The 18984-nt window shown below is 65.5% G+C and carries 18 protein-coding genes; 1 reads left to right on the top strand and 17 read right to left on the bottom strand.

Annotated elements, in window-relative coordinates; translation table 11 throughout:
• Positions 1 to 2: 2 nt before the first annotated feature.
• The 3 genes from AB7245_RS15890 to AB7245_RS15880 all read right to left on the bottom strand — a co-directional run bounded on the left by AB7245_RS15890 (position 3) and on the right by AB7245_RS15880 (position 3349).
• On the bottom strand, positions 3 to 896 hold the full coding sequence (locus AB7245_RS15890; RefSeq protein ID WP_085399432.1) for an ABC transporter permease: 894 nt from the start codon (positions 894 to 896) through the stop codon (positions 3 to 5).
• Positions 893 to 1843: an ABC transporter permease gene (locus tag AB7245_RS15885; RefSeq protein ID WP_085399431.1), complete on the bottom strand. Its 951-nt coding sequence runs from the start codon at positions 1841 to 1843 to the stop codon at positions 893 to 895. The genes AB7245_RS15890 and AB7245_RS15885 overlap by 4 nt, the downstream gene beginning before the upstream one ends.
• Positions 1844 to 1927: 84 nt before the next feature.
• The gene (locus AB7245_RS15880) at positions 1928 to 3349 is read right to left on the bottom strand and encodes an amidase (protein ID WP_085399430.1); all 1422 of its coding nucleotides are present in this window, start codon (positions 3347 to 3349) and stop codon (positions 1928 to 1930) included.
• A 134-nt stretch (positions 3350 to 3483) separates the two neighbouring features.
• On the opposite strand from AB7245_RS15880, the gene AB7245_RS15875 reads away from it, so the two are divergent.
• On the top strand, positions 3484 to 4371 hold the full coding sequence (locus AB7245_RS15875; protein ID WP_063984460.1) for a LysR family transcriptional regulator: 888 nt from the start codon (positions 3484 to 3486) through the stop codon (positions 4369 to 4371).
• Positions 4372 to 4383: 12 nt separating this feature from the next.
• Here the strand turns inward: AB7245_RS15875 and AB7245_RS15870 are convergent, their stop codons facing one another.
• From AB7245_RS15870 to AB7245_RS15805, 14 genes are all read right to left on the bottom strand, one after another.
• Positions 4384 to 5319 (bottom strand): carbohydrate kinase family protein, encoded by a 936-nt coding sequence (locus AB7245_RS15870; protein WP_085399429.1) that lies wholly within the window; start codon positions 5317 to 5319, stop codon positions 4384 to 4386.
• Positions 5320 to 5324: 5 nt separating this feature from the next.
• A complete protein-coding gene (locus AB7245_RS15865; protein WP_135214994.1) occupies positions 5325 to 6971 on the bottom strand; it encodes an FGGY-family carbohydrate kinase in 1647 nt (548 codons plus the stop codon).
• Between the two features lie 38 nt (positions 6972 to 7009).
• Entirely contained in the window at positions 7010 to 7783 is a 774-nt protein-coding gene (locus tag AB7245_RS15860) for an SDR family NAD(P)-dependent oxidoreductase (RefSeq protein ID WP_085399427.1), read from the bottom strand.
• 40 nt (positions 7784 to 7823) lie between these two features.
• The gene (locus AB7245_RS15855) at positions 7824 to 8831 is read right to left on the bottom strand and encodes an ABC transporter ATP-binding protein (protein WP_085399426.1); all 1008 of its coding nucleotides are present in this window, start codon (positions 8829 to 8831) and stop codon (positions 7824 to 7826) included.
• Between the two features lie 15 nt (positions 8832 to 8846).
• On the bottom strand, positions 8847 to 9677 hold the full coding sequence (locus AB7245_RS15850) for a carbohydrate ABC transporter permease (protein WP_085399425.1): 831 nt from the start codon (positions 9675 to 9677) through the stop codon (positions 8847 to 8849).
• A 3-nt stretch (positions 9678 to 9680) separates the two neighbouring features.
• Complete coding sequence (locus AB7245_RS15845; protein WP_085399441.1) at positions 9681 to 10553, bottom strand: carbohydrate ABC transporter permease; 873 nt, start codon at positions 10551 to 10553, stop codon at positions 9681 to 9683.
• Between the two features lie 95 nt (positions 10554 to 10648).
• The gene (locus tag AB7245_RS15840; RefSeq protein ID WP_085399424.1) at positions 10649 to 11962 is read right to left on the bottom strand and encodes an ABC transporter substrate-binding protein; all 1314 of its coding nucleotides are present in this window, start codon (positions 11960 to 11962) and stop codon (positions 10649 to 10651) included.
• Between the two features lie 287 nt (positions 11963 to 12249).
• A complete protein-coding gene (locus AB7245_RS15835) occupies positions 12250 to 13200 on the bottom strand; it encodes a sugar-binding transcriptional regulator (RefSeq protein ID WP_085399423.1) in 951 nt (316 codons plus the stop codon).
• A 6-nt stretch (positions 13201 to 13206) separates the two neighbouring features.
• Positions 13207 to 13869, bottom strand: coding sequence for an HAD family hydrolase (locus AB7245_RS15830; protein WP_085399422.1), 663 nt, complete (start codon positions 13867 to 13869; stop codon positions 13207 to 13209).
• Positions 13870 to 13943: 74 nt separating this feature from the next.
• Entirely contained in the window at positions 13944 to 15863 is a 1920-nt protein-coding gene (locus tag AB7245_RS15825; protein ID WP_354112457.1) for a nitric oxide reductase activation protein NorD, read from the bottom strand.
• Positions 15864 to 15873: 10 nt separating this feature from the next.
• Positions 15874 to 16686, bottom strand: a complete 813-nt coding sequence (locus AB7245_RS15820) for a CbbQ/NirQ/NorQ/GpvN family protein (RefSeq protein WP_085399420.1) — start codon at positions 16684 to 16686, stop codon at positions 15874 to 15876.
• A gap of 59 nt (positions 16687 to 16745) precedes the next feature.
• The gene (locus AB7245_RS15815) at positions 16746 to 18092 is read right to left on the bottom strand and encodes a cbb3-type cytochrome c oxidase subunit I (RefSeq protein ID WP_085399419.1); all 1347 of its coding nucleotides are present in this window, start codon (positions 18090 to 18092) and stop codon (positions 16746 to 16748) included.
• A 67-nt stretch (positions 18093 to 18159) separates the two neighbouring features.
• Positions 18160 to 18612, bottom strand: coding sequence for a c-type cytochrome (locus AB7245_RS15810; protein ID WP_085399418.1), 453 nt, complete (start codon positions 18610 to 18612; stop codon positions 18160 to 18162).
• Positions 18613 to 18722: 110 nt separating this feature from the next.
• The gene (locus tag AB7245_RS15805; protein WP_085399417.1) at positions 18723 to 18983 is read right to left on the bottom strand and encodes a cytochrome C oxidase subunit IV family protein; all 261 of its coding nucleotides are present in this window, start codon (positions 18981 to 18983) and stop codon (positions 18723 to 18725) included.
• Position 18984: the final 1 nt, after the last annotated feature.

The raw sequence follows: 18984 nt of genomic DNA, 5'->3' as shown, positions 1-18984 counted from the left end.
CGTCATCGCTCCCGCGCCAGTCGCGGATCGAGCAGATCGCGCAGTCCGTCGCCGAGCAGATTGAGCCCGAGCACCGCGATGGCGATCGCCGCGCCCGGATAGACCGCAAGCATCGGCGACTGGAACAGCAGCGTCTGTGCGTCGTTCAGCATCCGTCCCCAGGACGGCTGCGGCGGCTGCGTGCCGAGACCGAGATAGGACAGCGCGGCTTCGGCAAGGATGGCGAGCGCGAACTGGATCGTGACCTGCACGATCAGGATCGACAGGATGTTGGGCAGCACATGCTCGATGGTGATGCGGAATTTGCCCTTGCCCGACGCGCGCGCGGCCAACACGAATTCGCGCGCCCAGATCGCGTTGGCCGAGCCGCGCGTCAGCCGGGTCAGCGTCGGGATCTGGAAGATGCCGATCGCGATGATCGAGGTCACCATGCCCGGCCCGACGACCGCGGCTAGCATGATTGCGGAGAGCACCGCCGGAAAGGCGAAGGTGAAATCGGAGAAGCGCATGATGATCTCTTCGGTCCAGCCGCGCTTGGCCGACGCGACCAGGCCGAGGCAGACGCCGAAGGTGAGACCGATGCTCACGGCGATGATGCCGACCAGAATGGTCGAGCGCGCGCCTGCGAGCAGCAGCGAGACGATGTCGCGGCCGAAGGAATCGGTGCCGAGCCAGTGCGCCGCCGACGGCGGCCGGAGCTTCGAGGCGATGTCGATCTCATAGGGCGACCACGGCGTCCACACCAGCGACAGCAGCGCCGAGGCGAGCACCAGCAGGCTCAGCGCTCCGCCGAGCACAAAGCTGCGGTGACGCAGCGCGCGGGTCCAGAAGGTGCGGGCCGGCAGCGGACGCGTTGCGACCGGGGCGTCAACCGAAGTGGCCAGGGGCGCGCTCACAAATCGTGGACCTTGATGCGGGGATCGATGAAGGCGTAGAGCACATCGACCACGAAATTCACGATGACGACCATGGCCGCAAGCAGCATCACGCAATTACGCACCACGATCAGGTCGCGGTTGGCGATCGACTGGAAGATCAGGCGGCCGAGGCCCGGCAGGTAGAACACGTTCTCGATCACGATGGTGCCGGCGAGCAGATTGGCGAATTGCAGCCCCATCACCGTCATCACGGGGATCATGGCGTTGCGCAGCACGTGGCTCCACAGCACCTCGCGCTTGCCGAGACCCTTCGCGCGCGCCGTGCGGACGAAATCTTCGCGCAGCACTTCGAGCACGGCCGAGCGCGTGACGCGCGCGAGGATCGCGGCCTGCACCACGGCGAGCGAGATCGCCGGCAGCAGCAGCGACTTGATGCCGAGCCAGATGCCATCCTCCCAGCCGGGAAAGCCGCCCGCCGAGAGCCATTGCAGCCGCACCGAGAACAGCAGGACCAGCAGGATCGCGAACCAGAAATTCGGCAGCGCGATGCCCACTTGCGTCAACGACATTACGCCGACGTCGCCGAGCTTGTTGTGGTTGGCCGCGGTGTAGATGCCGGCCGAGAGCGCCAGCGTCACCGTGATCAGCATCGACATGATCGCGAGCGGAACGGTCAGCACCAGCCGCTCCGCGATCAGGCTCGCGACCGGCGTGCCATAGACATAGCTGTTGCCGAGATCGCCGACGAGGAGGCCCTTGATCCATTGCAGATAGCGAACCGCCAGCGGCTGGTCGAGCCCGAGCTTGACGGTGAGCGCACGCACCGCGTCGGCCGAGGCATCGGCGCCCATCAGCATCTGCGCCGCGTTGCCCGGAAGAGCGTCCAGCACCAGGAAAATGATCACGGATGCGCCGACCAGCGTCGCCAGCAAGGTAAACAGACGTCGAAGAAAGAATACGCTCATGCGCGCTCGGCTTCAGGGCTCATCCGCCGCACGATCAACATGTCCGGGCGCCGGAGGCAAGTCCTTTGCGGCATGTACCTCACCTCAGCCGGGCCGGCGGGACAGAAGATCGTGCGAGGCCTCGAACAGCGCGCTCACCCGCAGCAATTCGGCATCGGCACGGAAGCGCCCGACGAGTTGGAGCCCGATCGGCAGGCCGTCGCCGCCGAAGCCGCTGGGAAGACTGATCGCGGGGTGTCCGGTCATGTTGAACGGCATGGTCCAGGGGAACCAGTGCGGCCGGACGCTGTCGAAGTGCTTGCCGTCGATCTCGATGGTGCCGAACAGGTCCTGGTCGATCGGCAGCGCGGTGCGGGTAAGGGTCGGCATCGCCAAAAGATGCCCGCGCGCAAGCAGGGATTGCACACGGCGGAACAGCGCGGTGCGCGCGAACATCGCCTCCTGATAGGCGATGCCGCTGACATTGGTCGCGAGCGCGACCTGCTTGACGAAGGCTTCGCTGAGGACGGCGCCGTGCTCGGCCACCAGCTTGGCGAAACGCGTGCGCCAGACGGTGTGGTTGATGGCGCGCCAGATCGGCTCGATGTCAAACCCCTCGCCGGAGAACTCCTCGAGCTCGGCACCGAGACCGGCCAGCCGGTCGAGGCTCGCCTTGAAGCTGGCCGCGACATCTGACGACACCGGGCGGCCGGGCGGCGACGCACAGAACAGGATCCTTTGCCCGCGCAGATCGCCGCGCGGCGCGGCGGTGCCGATGAAATCGGGCACGGGCACGCCGATCGACCAGGGATCGCAGGAATCCTCACCGGCCATCGCCTGCATCATCAGCGCGGTGTCGGCGACCGTGCGCGTGGTCGGCGTGACATAGGTCTGGTTGCCGAAGGCGTCGAGCGCCTGGCTGTGCGCGATCACGCCGTTGCTCTGCTTCAGCCCGACCACGCCATTGCAGGCTGCGGGAATTCGCGTCGATCCGCCGCCATCGGTCGCAATCGCAAGGGGCGCGATGCCGCTCGCCACCGCCACCGCAGCGCCGCCGCTGGAGCCGCCGGAGGAGCGCTCAGCGCTCCACGCGTTGCGGGTGCGGCCGAACAGCGGCGAGTCGGTCAGGCATTTGCTGCCGAATTCCGGCGTGGTCGTTTTGCCGATCAGAATCGCGCCTTCCGCGCGCAGCTTTGCGACTGCGACGGCGTCCTCGGTGGGCACATTGTCCTTGTAGGGAACGGCGCCAAAGGTGGTCCTCACACCCTTGGTGTTGACGATGTCCTTGACGGTGACCGGAAGCCCATGCAGCAGGCCGAGCGGCTCGCCGGCCATCGCCTTGCGCTCAGCCGCACGCGCCTGCGCCATCGCCTCGTCGCCGCAGAGCGTGATGAAACAGTTCAGCTCGGGCTGAAGCGCCTCGGCGCGCGCGAGCACGGCGCGGGTGACTTCGACAGGCGAAATCTTCTTCGTGGAAATGAGGCCGCGCAACTCGGTTGCGGACAGCAGGCAGGGATCGCCGTTCATCGTCAAATCATCGCTCCGAAGCCGGCCCTCGTTGGCCCAAGCATTGACAAGGCATTGACAGCGAGAATGACACTTCTGTTAACTCAGCGTCCAATACCATTTTGGTGGTCAACCCATACGTTTTCGGTATGCCAATGGATCTTCACCGGCTTCGCTACTTCGTCGCCGTGGCCGAGGCGCGCAGCGTCGGCAAGGCCGCCGAACGGCTGCGGATGGCGCAGCCGCCGCTGTCGGTCCAGATCCGCAAGTTAGAGGCCGAGGTTGGCGCGCCGCTGTTCCGCCGCGGCACGCGCGGCATGGACCTGACGGAAGCCGGCCAGGCCCTGCTGGTGCGCGCCGGCGAGGCGCTGGCGCTTGCGGCCGACGGGGTCGAAGCCGCGCGGGCGGTCGCGGCCGGCAGCCGCGGGCGGATTTCGGTCGGATACATGTTCGTGCTGGCGAACGCCATGCTGCCGCGCCTGATCCCCGAGCTGCGGCGATCCATTCCCGGCGTCGACCTCGACTTCGCCGAGCTCAGCGCCTCGACGCGCGAGGCGCGGCTGCTCGACCGCAGCGTCACCGTCGCGCTGTGCATGCCGGCGATCCACCATCCCGAGATCCAGGTGGCGCGGATTGGCGCACAACCGTTCATGCTGGCGATGCCGAAGCGCTCGCCGCTTGCGCGCCTGAGCGCGGTGCCGATGGCTCGACTCCAGGGCCGCCCGCTGATCGCGCTGCCGCCGCCGGAGCAAGACCCCGCCTCCTCCGCGGTCGCAGCCTTGCTGCGGCGGCATCAGATCGTGATGCCGATCGCGAGCCGGGTGGAGACGGTGCATTCGGCGATGAGCCTCGTTCTCGCCGGCGAGGGGCTTGCGATCCTGCCGGCCTGCGCGAAGCTTGGCGCGCCGCAGGGCATCGTGTTCAGGCCGCTGCGGGATGCCGCCGACTCCATCGATATCGCCGTGTGCTGGCGGCGGGATTCGCAGAGCCCGCTGATCCGCACCTTCCTCAAATGCGCCGAGAAGGTCGTGGCACGGCTGTGATGCGGACCCGGGCTAGACATTCCAGGTGACTTCATGGCTCCACGGCGGATCGGCGCCCGGGCGGGTACAGGTCAGGCCGGCGCAATTGGCGGCAAAGGACAGCGCGCGGCGAAGCTCGTCCGCGCCGATGTCTTTCAGCTGCTGCCGGCTGATGCGGCCCTGCTTGTGCAGGGCGAACAGGAGCGCAGCCTGAAAACTGTCGCCGGCGCCGATGGTGTCGGCGATCTCGACCTTCGGCGCCTGAACTTCGACCTGCCCTGCGCTCGCGTGCCAGGCAATGGCCCCGTTGTTGCCGCGGGTGATGACGACGAGGCTCGTGCCCTGCCCCAGCAACGCGTTCGCGCGTTGCTGATATTGCTCCTCGCCGAAGAGATACGCGAAATCGACATCCGACATCTTGATGAGATCGGCTTGGCCTGCGAACTCGGCCATGCGCGCGAGATAGGCCGGCTTGTTCTTGACCAGATTGGGGCGGCAGTTCGGATCGAAGGAGATCGTCGACGACGCGCGCGCGTCCGCGATCAGGGCTTTCGTCTCGGCGGCGCCCTGGTCGTTCACCAGCGTGGTCGAGCCGACATGAACGGCCTCGATATTCGCGAACGGAATCGCGCCGCGCCGGTAGGTCCAGTTCCGTGTCGCGGTTTCGGCATCGTAGAAGGCGTAGTGCGACTCGCCCGCGACGATGCGCACGAAGGCGAGCGTCGTCTGGCGGTCGCTGCGGGTGGCAAGCCCCAGCTCGACGTTCGACGCGGTGGCGTGGTCGACGATCATGCGCCCGAACATATCGGTCGAGACGCCGCCGACAAATCCTGTCGGCGCGCCCAGCCGCGCCATGCCGATCGCGACGTTGAGGCAGGAGCCGCCGACCGCAGGCATCACCGCCTCTCGCCCCTCGGTGTTTCGCGTCGGGACGAAATCGATCAGCGCATCGCCGCAGGCAATCAACATCCGTTTCAACCTCCGGCACCCTCGCGCATCGCTTCACGGCTGCTGCGATCGACCTCGCGCAGCAGCTTGTAGACCTCGCGCTTGCGGGCATGAAACGCGGCCATGCCGAGCGCGGTCGGTTCGCTCTTCCGTCCCAGCGCCGACATCTTCGCCATGGTCTCGCCGATCGAGGCATAGGCACCGCCGGCCACCGCGCCGAGCATCGCGGCGCCCAGCAGCACGGGTTCTTTCGTTTGCGGCAGCGCGACGGTGAGCCCGGTGGTATCCGCCATGATCTGCCGCACCAGCGGACTGCGGCTCGCGCCGCCGCCCATGATCATGATGCTGGAATGGACGCCATGCGCGGCAAAGGCCTCGATCACCTCGGCGAGGCCATAAGCCAGACCGCAGAGGCCGGCGACGAACAGCCGCTCCATCGCACCAACGTCGCTGTCGAGATCGAGGCCCGCGATCACCGCGCGGGTGTCGGGGTCGGCGTAGGGAGAGCGGTTGCCGATGAATTCGGGAAGCACATGGACGTCGCGGGCGAGCAGCGCGGCGCGGCTGGCGTCACCGGCGCGCGCGATGATGCGCCGCTCGAGGTACTCGATGAGGTCGACACCCTCGTTGCGCGCCGCCGCGCCCGCCTCGGCATGGCCGGGATGCGACTTGAGGAGATGGTCGATCGCCGCACCCGCAGCCGACTGGCCGCCCTCGTTGAGCCAGAAGTCCGGCACCATGCCGGAATAATAAGGGCCCCATACGCCGGGCACGAAGCACGGCTCCTTCGTCGTCGCCATGATGCAGGCCGACGTCCCCATGATGTAGGCGAGACGGTCGCTGACATCGCTCGTTCCGCCCGATCCGTCGCGTCCGCCGATCGCGCCGATGCCGCCGGCATGGGCATCGATCAGCGAGGCGCCGACCGGCGTGCCCGGCGACAGGCCGAGCTCCGCAGCCGCAGCTCGGGTGAGGCCTTCGCCGAGCCGCGTGCCGGGCGCGACGATCTCGGTGCCGATGCGGGCGTATTTCTCGCTGACGAAATCGGAGAGGCCGATGCGCTTGAAGAACGGCGCGCTCCAGCCGCCGCCGTCGTGTGCGAGGTAGTTCCACTTGCAGGTGACCGTGCAGGTCGAGCGCTGCAGCGACCCGGTCGCGCGCCAGGTCAGATAATCTGCCAGATCGAAGAAATGACCGGCGGCATCGAAGCTCGCGCGCATGTGCCGCTTCAGCCACAGCAACTTCGGCATCTCCATCTCGGGCGAGATCGAACCGCCGACATAGCGCAGCACCGCGTCCCCGGTCTCGTTGATCAGCCGTGCCTCGGCCGTAGCGCGATGATCCATCCAGACGATGACATTGCGCTGGCGGTCGCCGGAGGCACTGACGGTGACCGGCTCGCCTTGCCGATCGAGGACGACCAGCGAACAGGTGGCGTCGAAACCGATGCCGCCGACGCTGTCGGGCGCGATGGCAGCTTCCGCCATCGCCGCTCGCACCGACTTGGCGCAGGCCTCCCAGATGTCGGACGACGATTGCTCGACGATGTCGCCGGCCTCGTGCCAGATCCGGATCGGATGCTTGGCGGTGGCAAGGAGGGTGCCCGCCTCGTCAAACACCCCTGCCCGCGTGCTCGTGGTCCCCACGTCGACGCCGATATACGCTCGCGGCATTGTCGCTCCCGGTCGCTCTCGTCAGTTTTGACGCAAGCCTACCAGCAAGTGTAGCCGCCATCCACCAGCACGATGCTGCCGGTCATCAGGCTCGCGGCCTCCGAGGCCAGGAACAGCACGACGGAGGCGATCTCCTCGACCTGCCCCATCCGCGCCATCGGGGTTCCGCCGATCCAGGCGTCATACATTTTCGGGGTGCTTTTCACGAAAGCATTGAGCGGCGTGTCGATATAGGTCGGCGCCACCGCGTTGACGCGGACGCCGCGCGCGCCCCATTCGGCGGCCAGCGACTTGGTCAAATGGTGCACGCCGGCCTTGGAGGCGTTGTAGAAGCACTGCTCCTGCGGCTTGTTGACGATGAAGCCCGACATCGAGCCGACATTGACGATGGCGCCGCTCTTGGCCTTCAGCATGTGCTTGCCGAATTCGCGGCAGCACCAGAAGGTGCCGTTGAGATTGACGTCGATGACGTTGAGCCAGTGCTCGTCGGTGACGGTCTCGGCCGGCGTCTCGCTGCGGGCGATGCCGGCATTGTTGACGAGGATGTCGACCTTGCCGTGGCGGGCGACGAGGTCGGCCGCGACCTCCGCCACGCGCTTCGTGTCGGTGACATCCATGATCGCCGTCTCGACGTCAAAACCCTTCGCCTTCAGGGTTGCCTTCGCGCTGTCAGCAACCTTGCTGTCGCGATCGCCGATGATGACCTTCGCGCCGGCCTCGGCCAGCGCTTCCGCGCAGGCAAGGCCAATGCCTTGCCCGCCGCCGGTGATGAACGCGGTCTTGCCGCTCAGCTTGAATTTTTCGAGGTACATGGTGGTCTTTCCGTTTCTTGCCGTCTCTTGCCGTTTCTTGTCAGCCCCGAAGCGCGTTGCCGCTCTCGTCGAAGCGATGGATGCGCGCGGGATCCGGCACCAGCGACACGTGGTCGCCGGCATGCAGGCTCAATTCACCGATGTAGCGCGCCGTCAGCATGCCGAGCGGTCCGGCATCGACATAAAGGAAGGTGTCGCTGCCTAGATGCTCGGCGACCGCGATCGTTCCCTGCCAGCCGCCGGCACCATCGCGCTCGATCTTGAGATGCTCCGGCCGCACGCCGATCGTCGCCGCCCCCTTCTGCAAGGCGTGCTCGCCAGTGACGAAGTTCATCTTCGGCGAGCCGATGAAGCCGGCGACGAAGAGATTGGCGGGCCGCTCATAGAGCTCCAGCGGCGAGCCATATTGCTCGATCTTGCCACCATTGAGCACGACGATCTTGTCGGCCATGGTCATGGCCTCGACCTGATCGTGGGTGACGTAGATCGCGGTGGTACCAAGCTGCTTCTGGAGCCGTGTGACTTCTATCCGCATCTGCACGCGCAAGGCCGCGTCCAAGTTGGACAGCGGCTCGTCGAACAGGAACGCCTTGGGCTCGCGAACGATGGCCCGTCCGATCGCGACGCGCTGGCGCTGGCCGCCGGAGAGCTCGCGCGGCTTGCGATCGAGATAGGGCGTGAGGTTCAGTGTCGCGGCCGCCGCCTCGACCTTGCGGTTGGTCTCGTCCTTGGAAAGCCCAGCCATCTTCAGGCCGAAGCCGATATTGCCGCGCACGCTCATGTGCGGATAGAGCGCGTAGGACTGGAACACCATCGACAGCCCGCGCTTGGCGGGCGGCGTGTCGACGACGTTCTTGCCGTCGATCAGGATCTTGCCGCCAGACACGTCCTCGAGCCCGGCGATCAGGCGCAGCAGCGTGGTCTTGCCGCAGCCGGACGGTCCCACGAACACCACGAAGGAGCCGTCCGCGATCTCGAGATCGGCGCCCTTGATGATGTGAACGGGGCCGAAGGATTTCTGTACGTCCTGAAGTGTGATCTGACCCATGATCCGCCAGCCCCTTTACTTCACCGCGCCGAAGGTGAGCCCGCGCACGAGCTGCTTCTGGCTGAACCAACCGAGGACGAGAATGGGCGCGATCGCCAGCGTCGAGGCCGCCGACAGCTTTGCCCAGAACAGCCCTTCCGGGCTCGAATAGGAGGCGATGAACGTGGTGAGCGGCGCGGCGTTCGAGGTCGTCAGGTTGAGCGTCCAGAACGCCTCGTTCCAGGCCAGGATCAGATTGAGCAGCATGGTCGACGCCAGCCCCGGGATCGCCATTGGCGTCAAGACGTAGATGAGCTCGCGGCCGATGGTGGCGCCGTCCATGCGCGCGGCTTCGAGGATGTCGCGCGGGATCTCCTTGAAATAGGTGAAGAGCATCCAGATCACGATCGGCAAATTTCCGAGGCACAGGATGAAGACGAGGCCGATGCGGGAATCGAGCAGGCCGAAGGTCTTGAAGATGAGATAGATCGGCACCAGCACACCGACCGGCGGCATCATCTTGGTCGAGAGCATCCAGAGCAGGATGTCCTTGGTGCGCTTGGTCGGTGCGAACGCCATCGACCAGGCCGCGGGGATTGCGATCAGCAGCGCGATCAAGGTCGAGCCGCCGGCGATGATGATCGAGTTCATCGCGTGGTGGAAATAATCGCTGCGCTCCTGCACGGTCGCGTAGTTTTCCGTGGTCCAGTGGAAGAACAGGAAGGACGGTGGAATGGCGAAGGCCTCTAACTCGGTCTTGAAGCTCGCCAGCACCATCCAGAGGATCGGGAAGAAGATCAGGAAGCCGAAGAACCACGCTCCGATCGTCGAGACCACCACCCGCTGCGTCGTCGCCATCCGCGCCATGTTTCAAGCCTCCAGATTGCGGCCGACGATGCGGACGAGGAAGAAAGCGACAACATTGGCGATCACGACCGCAACGAGGCCGCCTGCGGAGGCGCTGCCGACGTCGAACTGGATCAGCGCCTGCGAATAGATCAGGAAGGCGATGTTGGTGGTTTGCAGGCCCGGTCCGCCACCGGTGGTGACGAAGATCTCCGCGAACACCGTGAGCAGGAAGATAGTCTCGATCAGGATCACCACGGTGATGGGACGCGCCAGGTGCGGCAGCGTGATGTAGATGAAGGCGGAGACCGCGCTGGCGCCGTCCATCTCGGCGGCCTCCTTCTGCTCCTCGTCGAGCGATTGCAGTGCGGTCAGCAAAATGAGCGTCGCGAAGGGCAGCCATTGCCAGGCGACGATCAGGATCACCGCGAACAGCGGCGCGTCGGTGAACCAGTCGATCGGTGTCAATCCGACCAGCTTGGCGAGCCAGGCGAACAGGCCGGAGACCGGGTGCATCAACAGGTTCTTCCAGACCAGCGCGCTCACGGTCGGCATCACGAAGAACGGCGCGATCACCATCAGCCGCACGATGTTGCGGCCAATCACGGGCTGATCCATCAGCAGCGCCAGGGGGATGCCGAGCAGGATCGTCAGCGCCAGCACCGAGCCGACCAGCACCAGCGTGTTCTGGAGCGAGGCGAGGAAGGCGGGATCGGTGAGGAAGTAGCGGAAATTCTCCAGCCCGACGAACGCCTCGGAGCCGGGATCGAGCAGGCTGTAATGCAGGGTCGAGAAATAGATCGTCAGCGCCAGCGGAACGATCATCCAGATGAACAGCAGCCCGACCGCAGGCGTCAGGAGCGAGCGCGCAAGAAACTGCGTCTGCCGGGTTGCCATCCTTGGCGTCTCCGCTGGGAGGAAGAAGGCGGCCATCCATTCGGGGCTGGCTGGTGGATGGCCGCCAGTTTGAGCTCAGGAGGGAGAGCTCGGGTTCACTTGATGTAGCCGGCGCGCTTCATCTCGCGCTCGGTGGCGGACTGCGCCGCGGCAAGCGCGGCATCGACCGTCATCGATCCCGCGAGCGCGGCGGAGAATTGCTGGCCCACCTGCGTGCCGATGCCCTGGAATTCGGGGATCGCCGCGTATTGCACGCCGACGTAAGGCACCGGCTTCACGGTGGGCTTGTTCGGGTCGGCAGCATCAATCGAGGCCAGCGTCAGCTTCGCGAACGGCGCGACTTTCAGATAGTCCTCGTTCTGGTAGAGCGAGGTGCGCGTGCCCGGCGGCACGTTGGCCCAGCCGTCTTTCGACGCCACGAGCTTGGTGTAATCCTTGCTGGTGGCCCAGGCGATGAACTTTTCGGCGGCTTCCGTCTTCTTGGAGCCGGCGGGGATCGCGAGGCTCCAGGCCCACAGCCAGTTGGCGTTCTTGCCGAGCCCAGTGTTCGGCGCCAGCGCAAAGCCGACCTTGTCGGCGACCTTGGACTCCTTCGGATTGGTGACGAAGGACGCCGCCACTGTCGCGTCGATCCACATCGCGCACTTGCCGGCGTTGAACAGCGCCAGATTCTCGTTGAAGCCGTTCGAGCTCGCGCCGGGAGGGCCGGCCTCCTTCATCAGATTGACATAGGTCGTGAGCGTCGTCTTCCATTCCGGCGTGTTGAACTGCGGCTCCCACTTCTCGTCGAACCAGCGCGCGCCGTAGGAATTGGCCATGGCCGACAGGAACGCCATGTTCTCGCCCCACCCGGCCTTGCCGCGGAGACAGATGCCGTAGGTGCCGGCGCTCTTGTCGGTGAGCTTCTTGGCGGCGTCGATAACGAAATCCCAGGTCGGCTTTTCCGGCATCTTCAGGCCGGCCTTCTCGAACAGGTCGGTGCGATACATCACCATCGAGCTCTCGCCATAAAACGGCGCGGCGTAGAGCTTGCCGTCGACGGAGACCGCGTCCCTGATCTTCGGCAGCAGGTCGGCGATGTCGTAATCGGCGCCGAGATTGGCGAGCGGCACCAGCCAGCCCTTCTTGGCCCAGATCGGCACCTCATAGGTGCCGATGGTCAAAACGTCGAACTGGCCGCCCTTGGTGGCGATATCCGTGGTGACGCGCTGGCGCAGCACGTTCTCCTCCAGCGTCACCCATTTGACGGTGATGTCTGGATTTTTCTTGGTGAATTCGCTGGTCAGCCCCTGCATTCGGATCATGTCGCCATTGTTGACGGTGGCGATGGTCAGGGTCGTTTCGGCCATCACAGGGACGGCCAGCAACAGGCAAGACGCGCCGCAGACGGCGCCGAGGACGTGTTTCACGGTGACCTCCCTAGGATCGCGCTTCTGAGCATATGCCCACGCGTTGGGCGTATGTTCGGCCGAGGTACATCGCTTGTCAAGCAGGCGCGCGGGCGTTCCCGCAACTTATGAGTGCTGCGGTGCGGGAGGGCCGGAGCTTTTCCTCCGCCTTCGCTGTCATGCCCCGCGAAAGCGGGGCATCCAGTACGCCGTGTCGTGGGTTGGTTTTGCTCCGGATAGGCCGCGGCGTACTGGATCATCCGCATTCGCGGATGATGACATTGGCGCAAGTGGCTGTAGCGCCCGCCCTACCGCTCCAAAATCGCCCTTGCCGTCGCCTCGTCCGTGATCAGGCCGTTGATCAGGTGCCCGTTCAGCGCGGCCGAGATCGCCGGCACCTTGGCCGCACCGACCGCGGCGCCGATCGTCGTGGTCTTGGCCGGCACCTCCGGCGGAATGCTGGTGAGGCGCTTGTTGGTACCGGCCTTGAGCAGGCGGCCCTTGGAATCATATGCCCAGCCGGTGATTTCGCCGATCGCCCCCTGCCGCATCATCTCGAACAGTTCGTCGCGGGTGACGAAGCCGTCGATGTGGATTTGCGCTCTCTGGTCCATCTGGCCGATACCGACGAGGCGCAAGTCCGCCTTGGCCGCGACCGCCTTGACCTTCGCGATCGGCTCGATCCGCACCATCTTGTTGCGCTCGTCTTCCGACGACATCAGGAACGGCAGCGGCATCGGATAGTGCCGCGCACCGGTGCGGTCGGCGAGCCGGCCGACAGTGTCGTAGAAGCTCGCCGAACCGTCCGCGGAGATGTTGCCGACCAGCGAGACGATCTGGTGGTTGGGCCGGTCGATCGGCGTCACGCGCTCGACCGCGGCGCGCACCGCCCGCCCCGTGCCGAGCGCGACGATGACGGGCGTTTCCGACCGCAACGTCGAATCCAGCAGATTGGCGCAGCGTTCGGCGATGCCCGCCGTGGCCTGCGGCGCGGCAGGGTCAGCCGGCACCACCTCGCAATGGCTGAGGTCGAAGCGCGCCTTCAGGCGTGCCGCCAGTTCCATGCAGGCGGCGATGGGATGTTCGAGACGGAATGTGATGAGACGCTCGGCGAGGCACAGCGAGACCAGCCGCTGCGCGGAGGCCCGCGAGACCTGGAGCATCTTTGCGATCTCGTCCTGGGTGTGACCGGCAATGAAATAGAGCCAGCCGGCACGCGCGGCATCGTCGAGCCTGGACTTTTCGTTCTCGACGGCCATGGCGGCCTATGCCTCCCAGAATTCGCTCATGTGCGCGAAGACCCGATCGGCCCCGGCGCCGGACAATATAACCTGGCCGTCGCGCCCGCGATAATGGCTGCCGCCGACAAATCCCCAGACGGTCATGCCGGCAGCCTTCGCGGCCAGCACGCCACTGACGCTGTCCTCGATCACCAGTGCGCGCGCAGGGAGCGCGCCCATTTTCTCCGCCGCGTGGAGAAAGAGATCCGGCGCGGGCTTGCCGTGCGTGACCATCTGCGCCGTGTAGATCCGGTCGCCGAAATGGGGCGCGAGACCGGTCACCCTCAGCGACAGCGCGACGCGGTCGAGATCACTCGACGAGGCCACGCAACTCGGCACGCGCAGTCCGGACAGGACGGTATCCGCATCGGGAATCGGATGGAGCGCCTTCTCGAAGGCGGTCAGTACGCGCGACTTCAGCCGGACGGGAAAATCGGCCGGCATCGCCTGGCCGAGTTCGCGATAATGTTGCGTGACCGCGCTCGTGCTTCGTCCGAGGAACAGCTCGAGCGCCTGCGCGAGTGTCAGCGAAATCCCAAATCCGGACAGCTCGTCTACCAAGCACTGGCAGCTCAAGAGTTCGCTGTCGACGAGCACGCCGTCGCAGTCGAAGATGACGAGATCGGGCCTTTGCCGGCTTCGGTCCATCCGGCCATTCGATCATATACCCATGCTTTGAGCAATAGTTCACCCGGTGGAGGACATATGCGGATTCTCCGGGGTCAATGGGCGACCTGTCGATAGATCGCCGGCAACGCCGCAGGCAGTCGACGGATGTTGCCGACGATGGCGTAGCCGCTGCGGCCGAACAGCGTCGGGACGTAGGATTGCGCCGTCGCATCGACCGTCACGCCGAAGACCGCGATGCCGAGCCGCCGCGCCTCCTGCACGGATTTGCGGGTGTCCTCGACCGCGAAGCGGCCCTCATAATGATCGACGTCATTCGGCTTGCCGTCGGTGAGGACGAGCAGTAGCTTCTTGCGCTGCGGCTGGCGCGCCAGCTCGGCCGAGGCGTGACGTACCGCGGCACCGATCCGTGTGTAATAGCCCGGCTTCAGCGCGCCGATCCGGCGCTCGATCGCGCCACTCATCGGCTCGCCGAAGGCCTTGACCGTTTCGAGCCGCACCCAGGAACGCCGGCGCGAGGTGAAGGTGAGGATGCTGTGGTGATCGCCGCAGGCCGACAGGCCGTGCGCAAGCACCAGCAGCGCCTCCTTCTCGACGTCGAGCACCCGATAACCATCGACCCAGGCATCCGTCGAGAGCGAGACATCCACAAGCAGCGTGACGGCAAGATCGTCCCCTCGCGGTCGCATCGCCACATGGACGCGATCGAGACCGCCCCCGCCACTTCCGGCGCGGAGATCGCACCGCGCACGCACGAGCGCGTCAAGGTCGAGGTCGTGCCCATCGGCTTGGGCGCGCATCAATTCATGACGCGGCCGCAACACCTCGAAGCGGCGGCGCACCTGGCGGATGTGCCGACGCATGGCGTCATCGGGCATCCAGCCCTCACCCAGCTCGGAGGCCGCACCCGCGAGCACGCGGCAATGATCGGGCAGATAGGAGCCGCTGCGATAATCCCATTCGGGATAGCTCAGGTCCGCGTTCAATCGCGATACATCGAGGGCTTCCGGCGGCAGGTCGAGATCGAATTTGAGCCGGCTCGCCGGCTTGCCGCTACGGCGGCTGAGCGTGATCTCCTCGAGGTCGTCGGCTGCCTTCCGCGCGTCCTCGTCCTCACTGTCGTCAGCCGGGCGGTCGACATTGATCATCTCGGCCATCGCGAGAATCTTTTCAAAGCGATTGAGTACGAAAGGATCGCGGCGATTGGTACCGTCCTCGCGCTCGCGGACGGCGAAACGCTTGCGATCGTCTGATGGCGCTGGCGCAGCGGTCGACGCCCAATCGTCGTCGCCTTCATGTGCGGGCGACAGCTCGCGCGTCCAGCAATCGCCCCAGAGCGGGCATGGCAGGATCGAACGGTAACCCGGCGGCGCCTTGTCCGGCAGTGGCCCCGTCCCCATCATCGCCGGCCACAGCTTTCCCACCGGCGGCGTATCGGCGCCGAGCAGAGTAAGCACGATCTGCTCCATGTCCTGCTCGATGCGCGGCAATGGCCGGTGCGGCCGCGCCATGGCCGTGGCCGCGGCCAGCCGGGCGTAGTCCTCGGCAAGGCCGGGACATTCCGTCAGCACAAGCACCGCGACTTCGCTGGTCCGGCGCAGCGTCAGCAGATCGCGCCGCAGCGGATCGGCCTCCGCGATCACTTCGACCGGTGCAAAGGCAAACCACGCGGCCAGCCACCGGTACAGCGCAGCATTCAGCCCGCGATCGGCGAAGATCGCGATGTTGTCGGGCAGGAAGATCGTCGCGGCATCACGCCCGGGTTGCGCGAGCCGCTCGTCGCCAAGCCCGATGCGCTGCCGCCATCCGAGCCGATGCCCAGTCCGGCGGGCACTCGCGCTCGCGATCTGCACGCCCGTCTCCCCGCCAAGCGCGCGGAACATGATCGCGATCCGGCCGCGCACCTCCGCGAGCGATACCGCGTGTTCGGCATGGACCGGATAGCTCGCGGTGCCGCCGACCAGGCGATGCCAGGCGCGGCCGACGGTTTCTTCAAGCTCGAGGAAATCGAGCATCGCATCACCCTCAGGAGATCACGGCGCGTGCGACGTAGAGCAGCGCCGCCTTGACGTCTGCATCATCGGTGAGCGGTTCGATCATGCCGGCCAGCACCGCATCCGTAATTGAGGCTCCGGCCGCAATCAGGGTGGCGCAATAGACCACGAGACGGGTCGAAACGCCCTCCTCCAGGTCGTGCCCCTTCAGCGCGCGCAGCCGGCCGGCCAGCAGGACCAGCGGCCGCACATAGTCGGGCGCGAGCCCGCTCTCGGCCGCCACCACCGCGATCTCCTGCTCCGGCGGCAGGAAGCCGAACTCGATGGCAACGAAGCGCTGACGCGTCGACGGCTTCAACGCCTTCAGCAGCGTCTGGTAACCGGGATTGTAGGAGACCACCAGCATGAAGCTCTTCGGCGCGACCAGCTCCTCGCAGGTCCGCTCCAGCGGCAGGATACGGCGGTCGTCGGTGAGCGGATGCAGCACCACCGTGACGTCCTTGCGCGCCTCCACGACCTCGTCGAGATAGCAGATGCCGCCTTCCCGCACCGCCCGTGTCAGCGGACCGTCGGTCCATACGGTGTCGCCGCCCCTCAGCAGGTAGCGGCCGGTAAGATCGGCGGCGGTGAGATCGTCGTGGCAGGCGACGGTATGAAGCGGCAATCCCAGCCGCGCCGCCATGTGAGCGACGAAGCGCGTTTTGCCGCAGCCGGTCGGTCCCTTCAACAAGACCGGGAGCTGATGCCGCCAGGCGTGCTCGAACAGCGCGCATTCGTTGCCGCTCGGAACGTAAGCCGGGAGCACGAGCGCGGGTGCCGACAAGGCGTGAAGTGCTGCTGTCATGGTTTTTCTCCGGAAATCATTCGGGAAAGGCGGCCGCGACTTGCGCGGCCGCCTTGTGTTTATTCGGCCGGTTGCAGGGCGCCTGGGATAGTCGCCTGCTTCTCGCGGCCGGGCACCAGCACCGCCCAGACGAACATCAATGCTGAGATCGCGACGAACACGCCGGAGCCGAGCCGCACCCAGTAGAAGAAGGCAAGCTGGTCCTGCACGTCCATGTAACTCTGGCCAAGTACGCGCTGGAGATGGACCTGAATCACGCCGGCAAAGGTCAGCGCGAAGGTCATGGTCATCATCGCCGTGCACATGATCCAGAAGCTGGTCATGCTGAGCCACTGGTTATAGGGCGCACGTCCCTTGATTTGCGGGATCGCATAAGCCATCACCGACAGGTTCAGCATCACATAGGCGCCGAAGAAGGCGAGATGGCCATGTGCGGCGGTGACCTGCGTGCCGTGGGTGTAGTAGTTCACCGACGACAACGTGTGCAGGAAGCCCCAGACGCCGGCGCCGAGGAACGCCATCACCGAGCAGCCGACCGACCACAGCAGCGCGGCGCGGTTCGGATGCTTGCGGCCGGCCTTCCAGGTCATTTGCACCGTGAAGATCACCATGGTGAAGAAGGGTGCGACCTCGAGCGTGGAGAACAGCGAGCCGATCCACTGCCAGTAACCGGGCGCGCCGATCCAGTAGAAGTGGTGGCCGGTGCCGAGAATCCCTGAGAACAGCGCAAGGCCGATGATGACGTAGAGCCACTTCTCGACCACCTCGCGGTCGATGCCGTTGAGCTTGATCATCAGATAGGCGAGCACGGACGCCATGATCAGCTCCCAGACGCCCTCGACCCAGAGATGAACGACATACCACCAGTACATCTTGTCGACCGCGAGATTGGCGGGATTGTAGAAGGCGAACAGGAAGAAGATCGCGACGCCCCACAAACCGAACAGCAGGATGTTGGTGACCGTGGTCTTGCGCCCCTTCAGCGCCGTCATCGTCACGTTGAACAGGAACATCAGGCAGACGACCACGATGCCGACCTTGATTATGAAGGGCTGCTCGAGGAATTCGCGGCCCTCATGGTAATGGAAGAGATAGCCGACCACGGCCACCCCCGCCGCGCCAAAAAACATCCAGAACTGGATCTTTGCGAGCAGCGGGCTGTACAGCTCGGTCTCGGTTTCCTCCGGTAACAGGAAGTAGGTCGCGCCCATGAAGCCGATCAGCGACCACACGATCAGCGCGTTGGTGTGGATCATCCTGACGATGTTGAACGGCAGCAGCACCGACAGCGTGTTGGGCAGAACGTAGATGGTCCCGGCGAGGAGGCCGAACAGGACCTGCGCCAGGAACAGGGTCAGCGCGCCGTAGAAATACAGCATCGCGACTTTCTGGGTCTGATATTTCATTTCGGGTTCTCTCTGTCTTGAAAGAGGCAAGGCCTTGAAGGAGGCAAGGCCCTGAAAGAGGAAGGCGTCAGCCGGCCTTGTTCGGCGGCCACTCCTGGCGCTTGATCTTGCTGGTCCATTGCAGGAAGTCGGCGAGATCGTTGAGCTCCTGGTCGGTGAGATTGAACTGCGGCATCTGGCGCCGGCCCTCCGCGCCCGAGGGCTGTGACTGCATCCAGGCCTTCAGTGTCTCGCGCGCCGCGGCCGGATCCTCATTGCCGCCCCAGCGATCCCAGACATTGCCGACTTCAGGGGCGAAATACGCGCCCTCGCCCAGCAAGGTGTGGCAATTGATGCAGGAGTTCTTCTCCCAGACATGCTTGCCGCGCGCGACCGACGATGTCAGCGTCGTCGCGTCCGTCGAGGTCGTCGCCATATAGTAGTGGCTGTGCGCCGTCAGCCCGATGAAGATGGCGAAGAAGAAAGCCGAGCCGCCGTAGAAGACGTTTCGCGCCGCCGACTTGGTCAGGCGTTCAGCCATTGCCAGTCCTTTCCGTTGTGAGTCCAGTAATGAGGAGCAGTGATGCTGTATCTTGCCGATCGGTGCCGACGGGTCTTTGTTCGGGCGCAATGAGCGCTGCGTTGGCGGCGTCAGATCAATGCGACGACGGCGGAGGCGAGCCAGGCGAACAGCACGACGATGAAGATCCATGCGCTGACGAGGCCGCGCCAGAGCGCCGGCACCGCCCGAAGGTCCATGAAATCGAGCGCGATTCGGCGGCCCTTGATGGCGGCAAGGACCAGGAGAAGTGCATTGGCGAGCAGCGGACGCGGCATCAGTGGCGGAAGCAGGATCGTCGCGAGCGCGAGGCCGATCAGCACGAGCCAGGTGATGTCGAGACGGCCGGGCATG

The organism is Bradyrhizobium sp. 604_D8_N2_3, assembly GCF_051810765.1.
GTDB classification, from domain to species: domain Bacteria; phylum Pseudomonadota; class Alphaproteobacteria; order Rhizobiales; family Xanthobacteraceae; genus Bradyrhizobium; species Bradyrhizobium barranii.
Note: the sequence above shows the minus strand (reverse complement) of the source record. Positions and strands in the feature narration are given on the sequence as shown.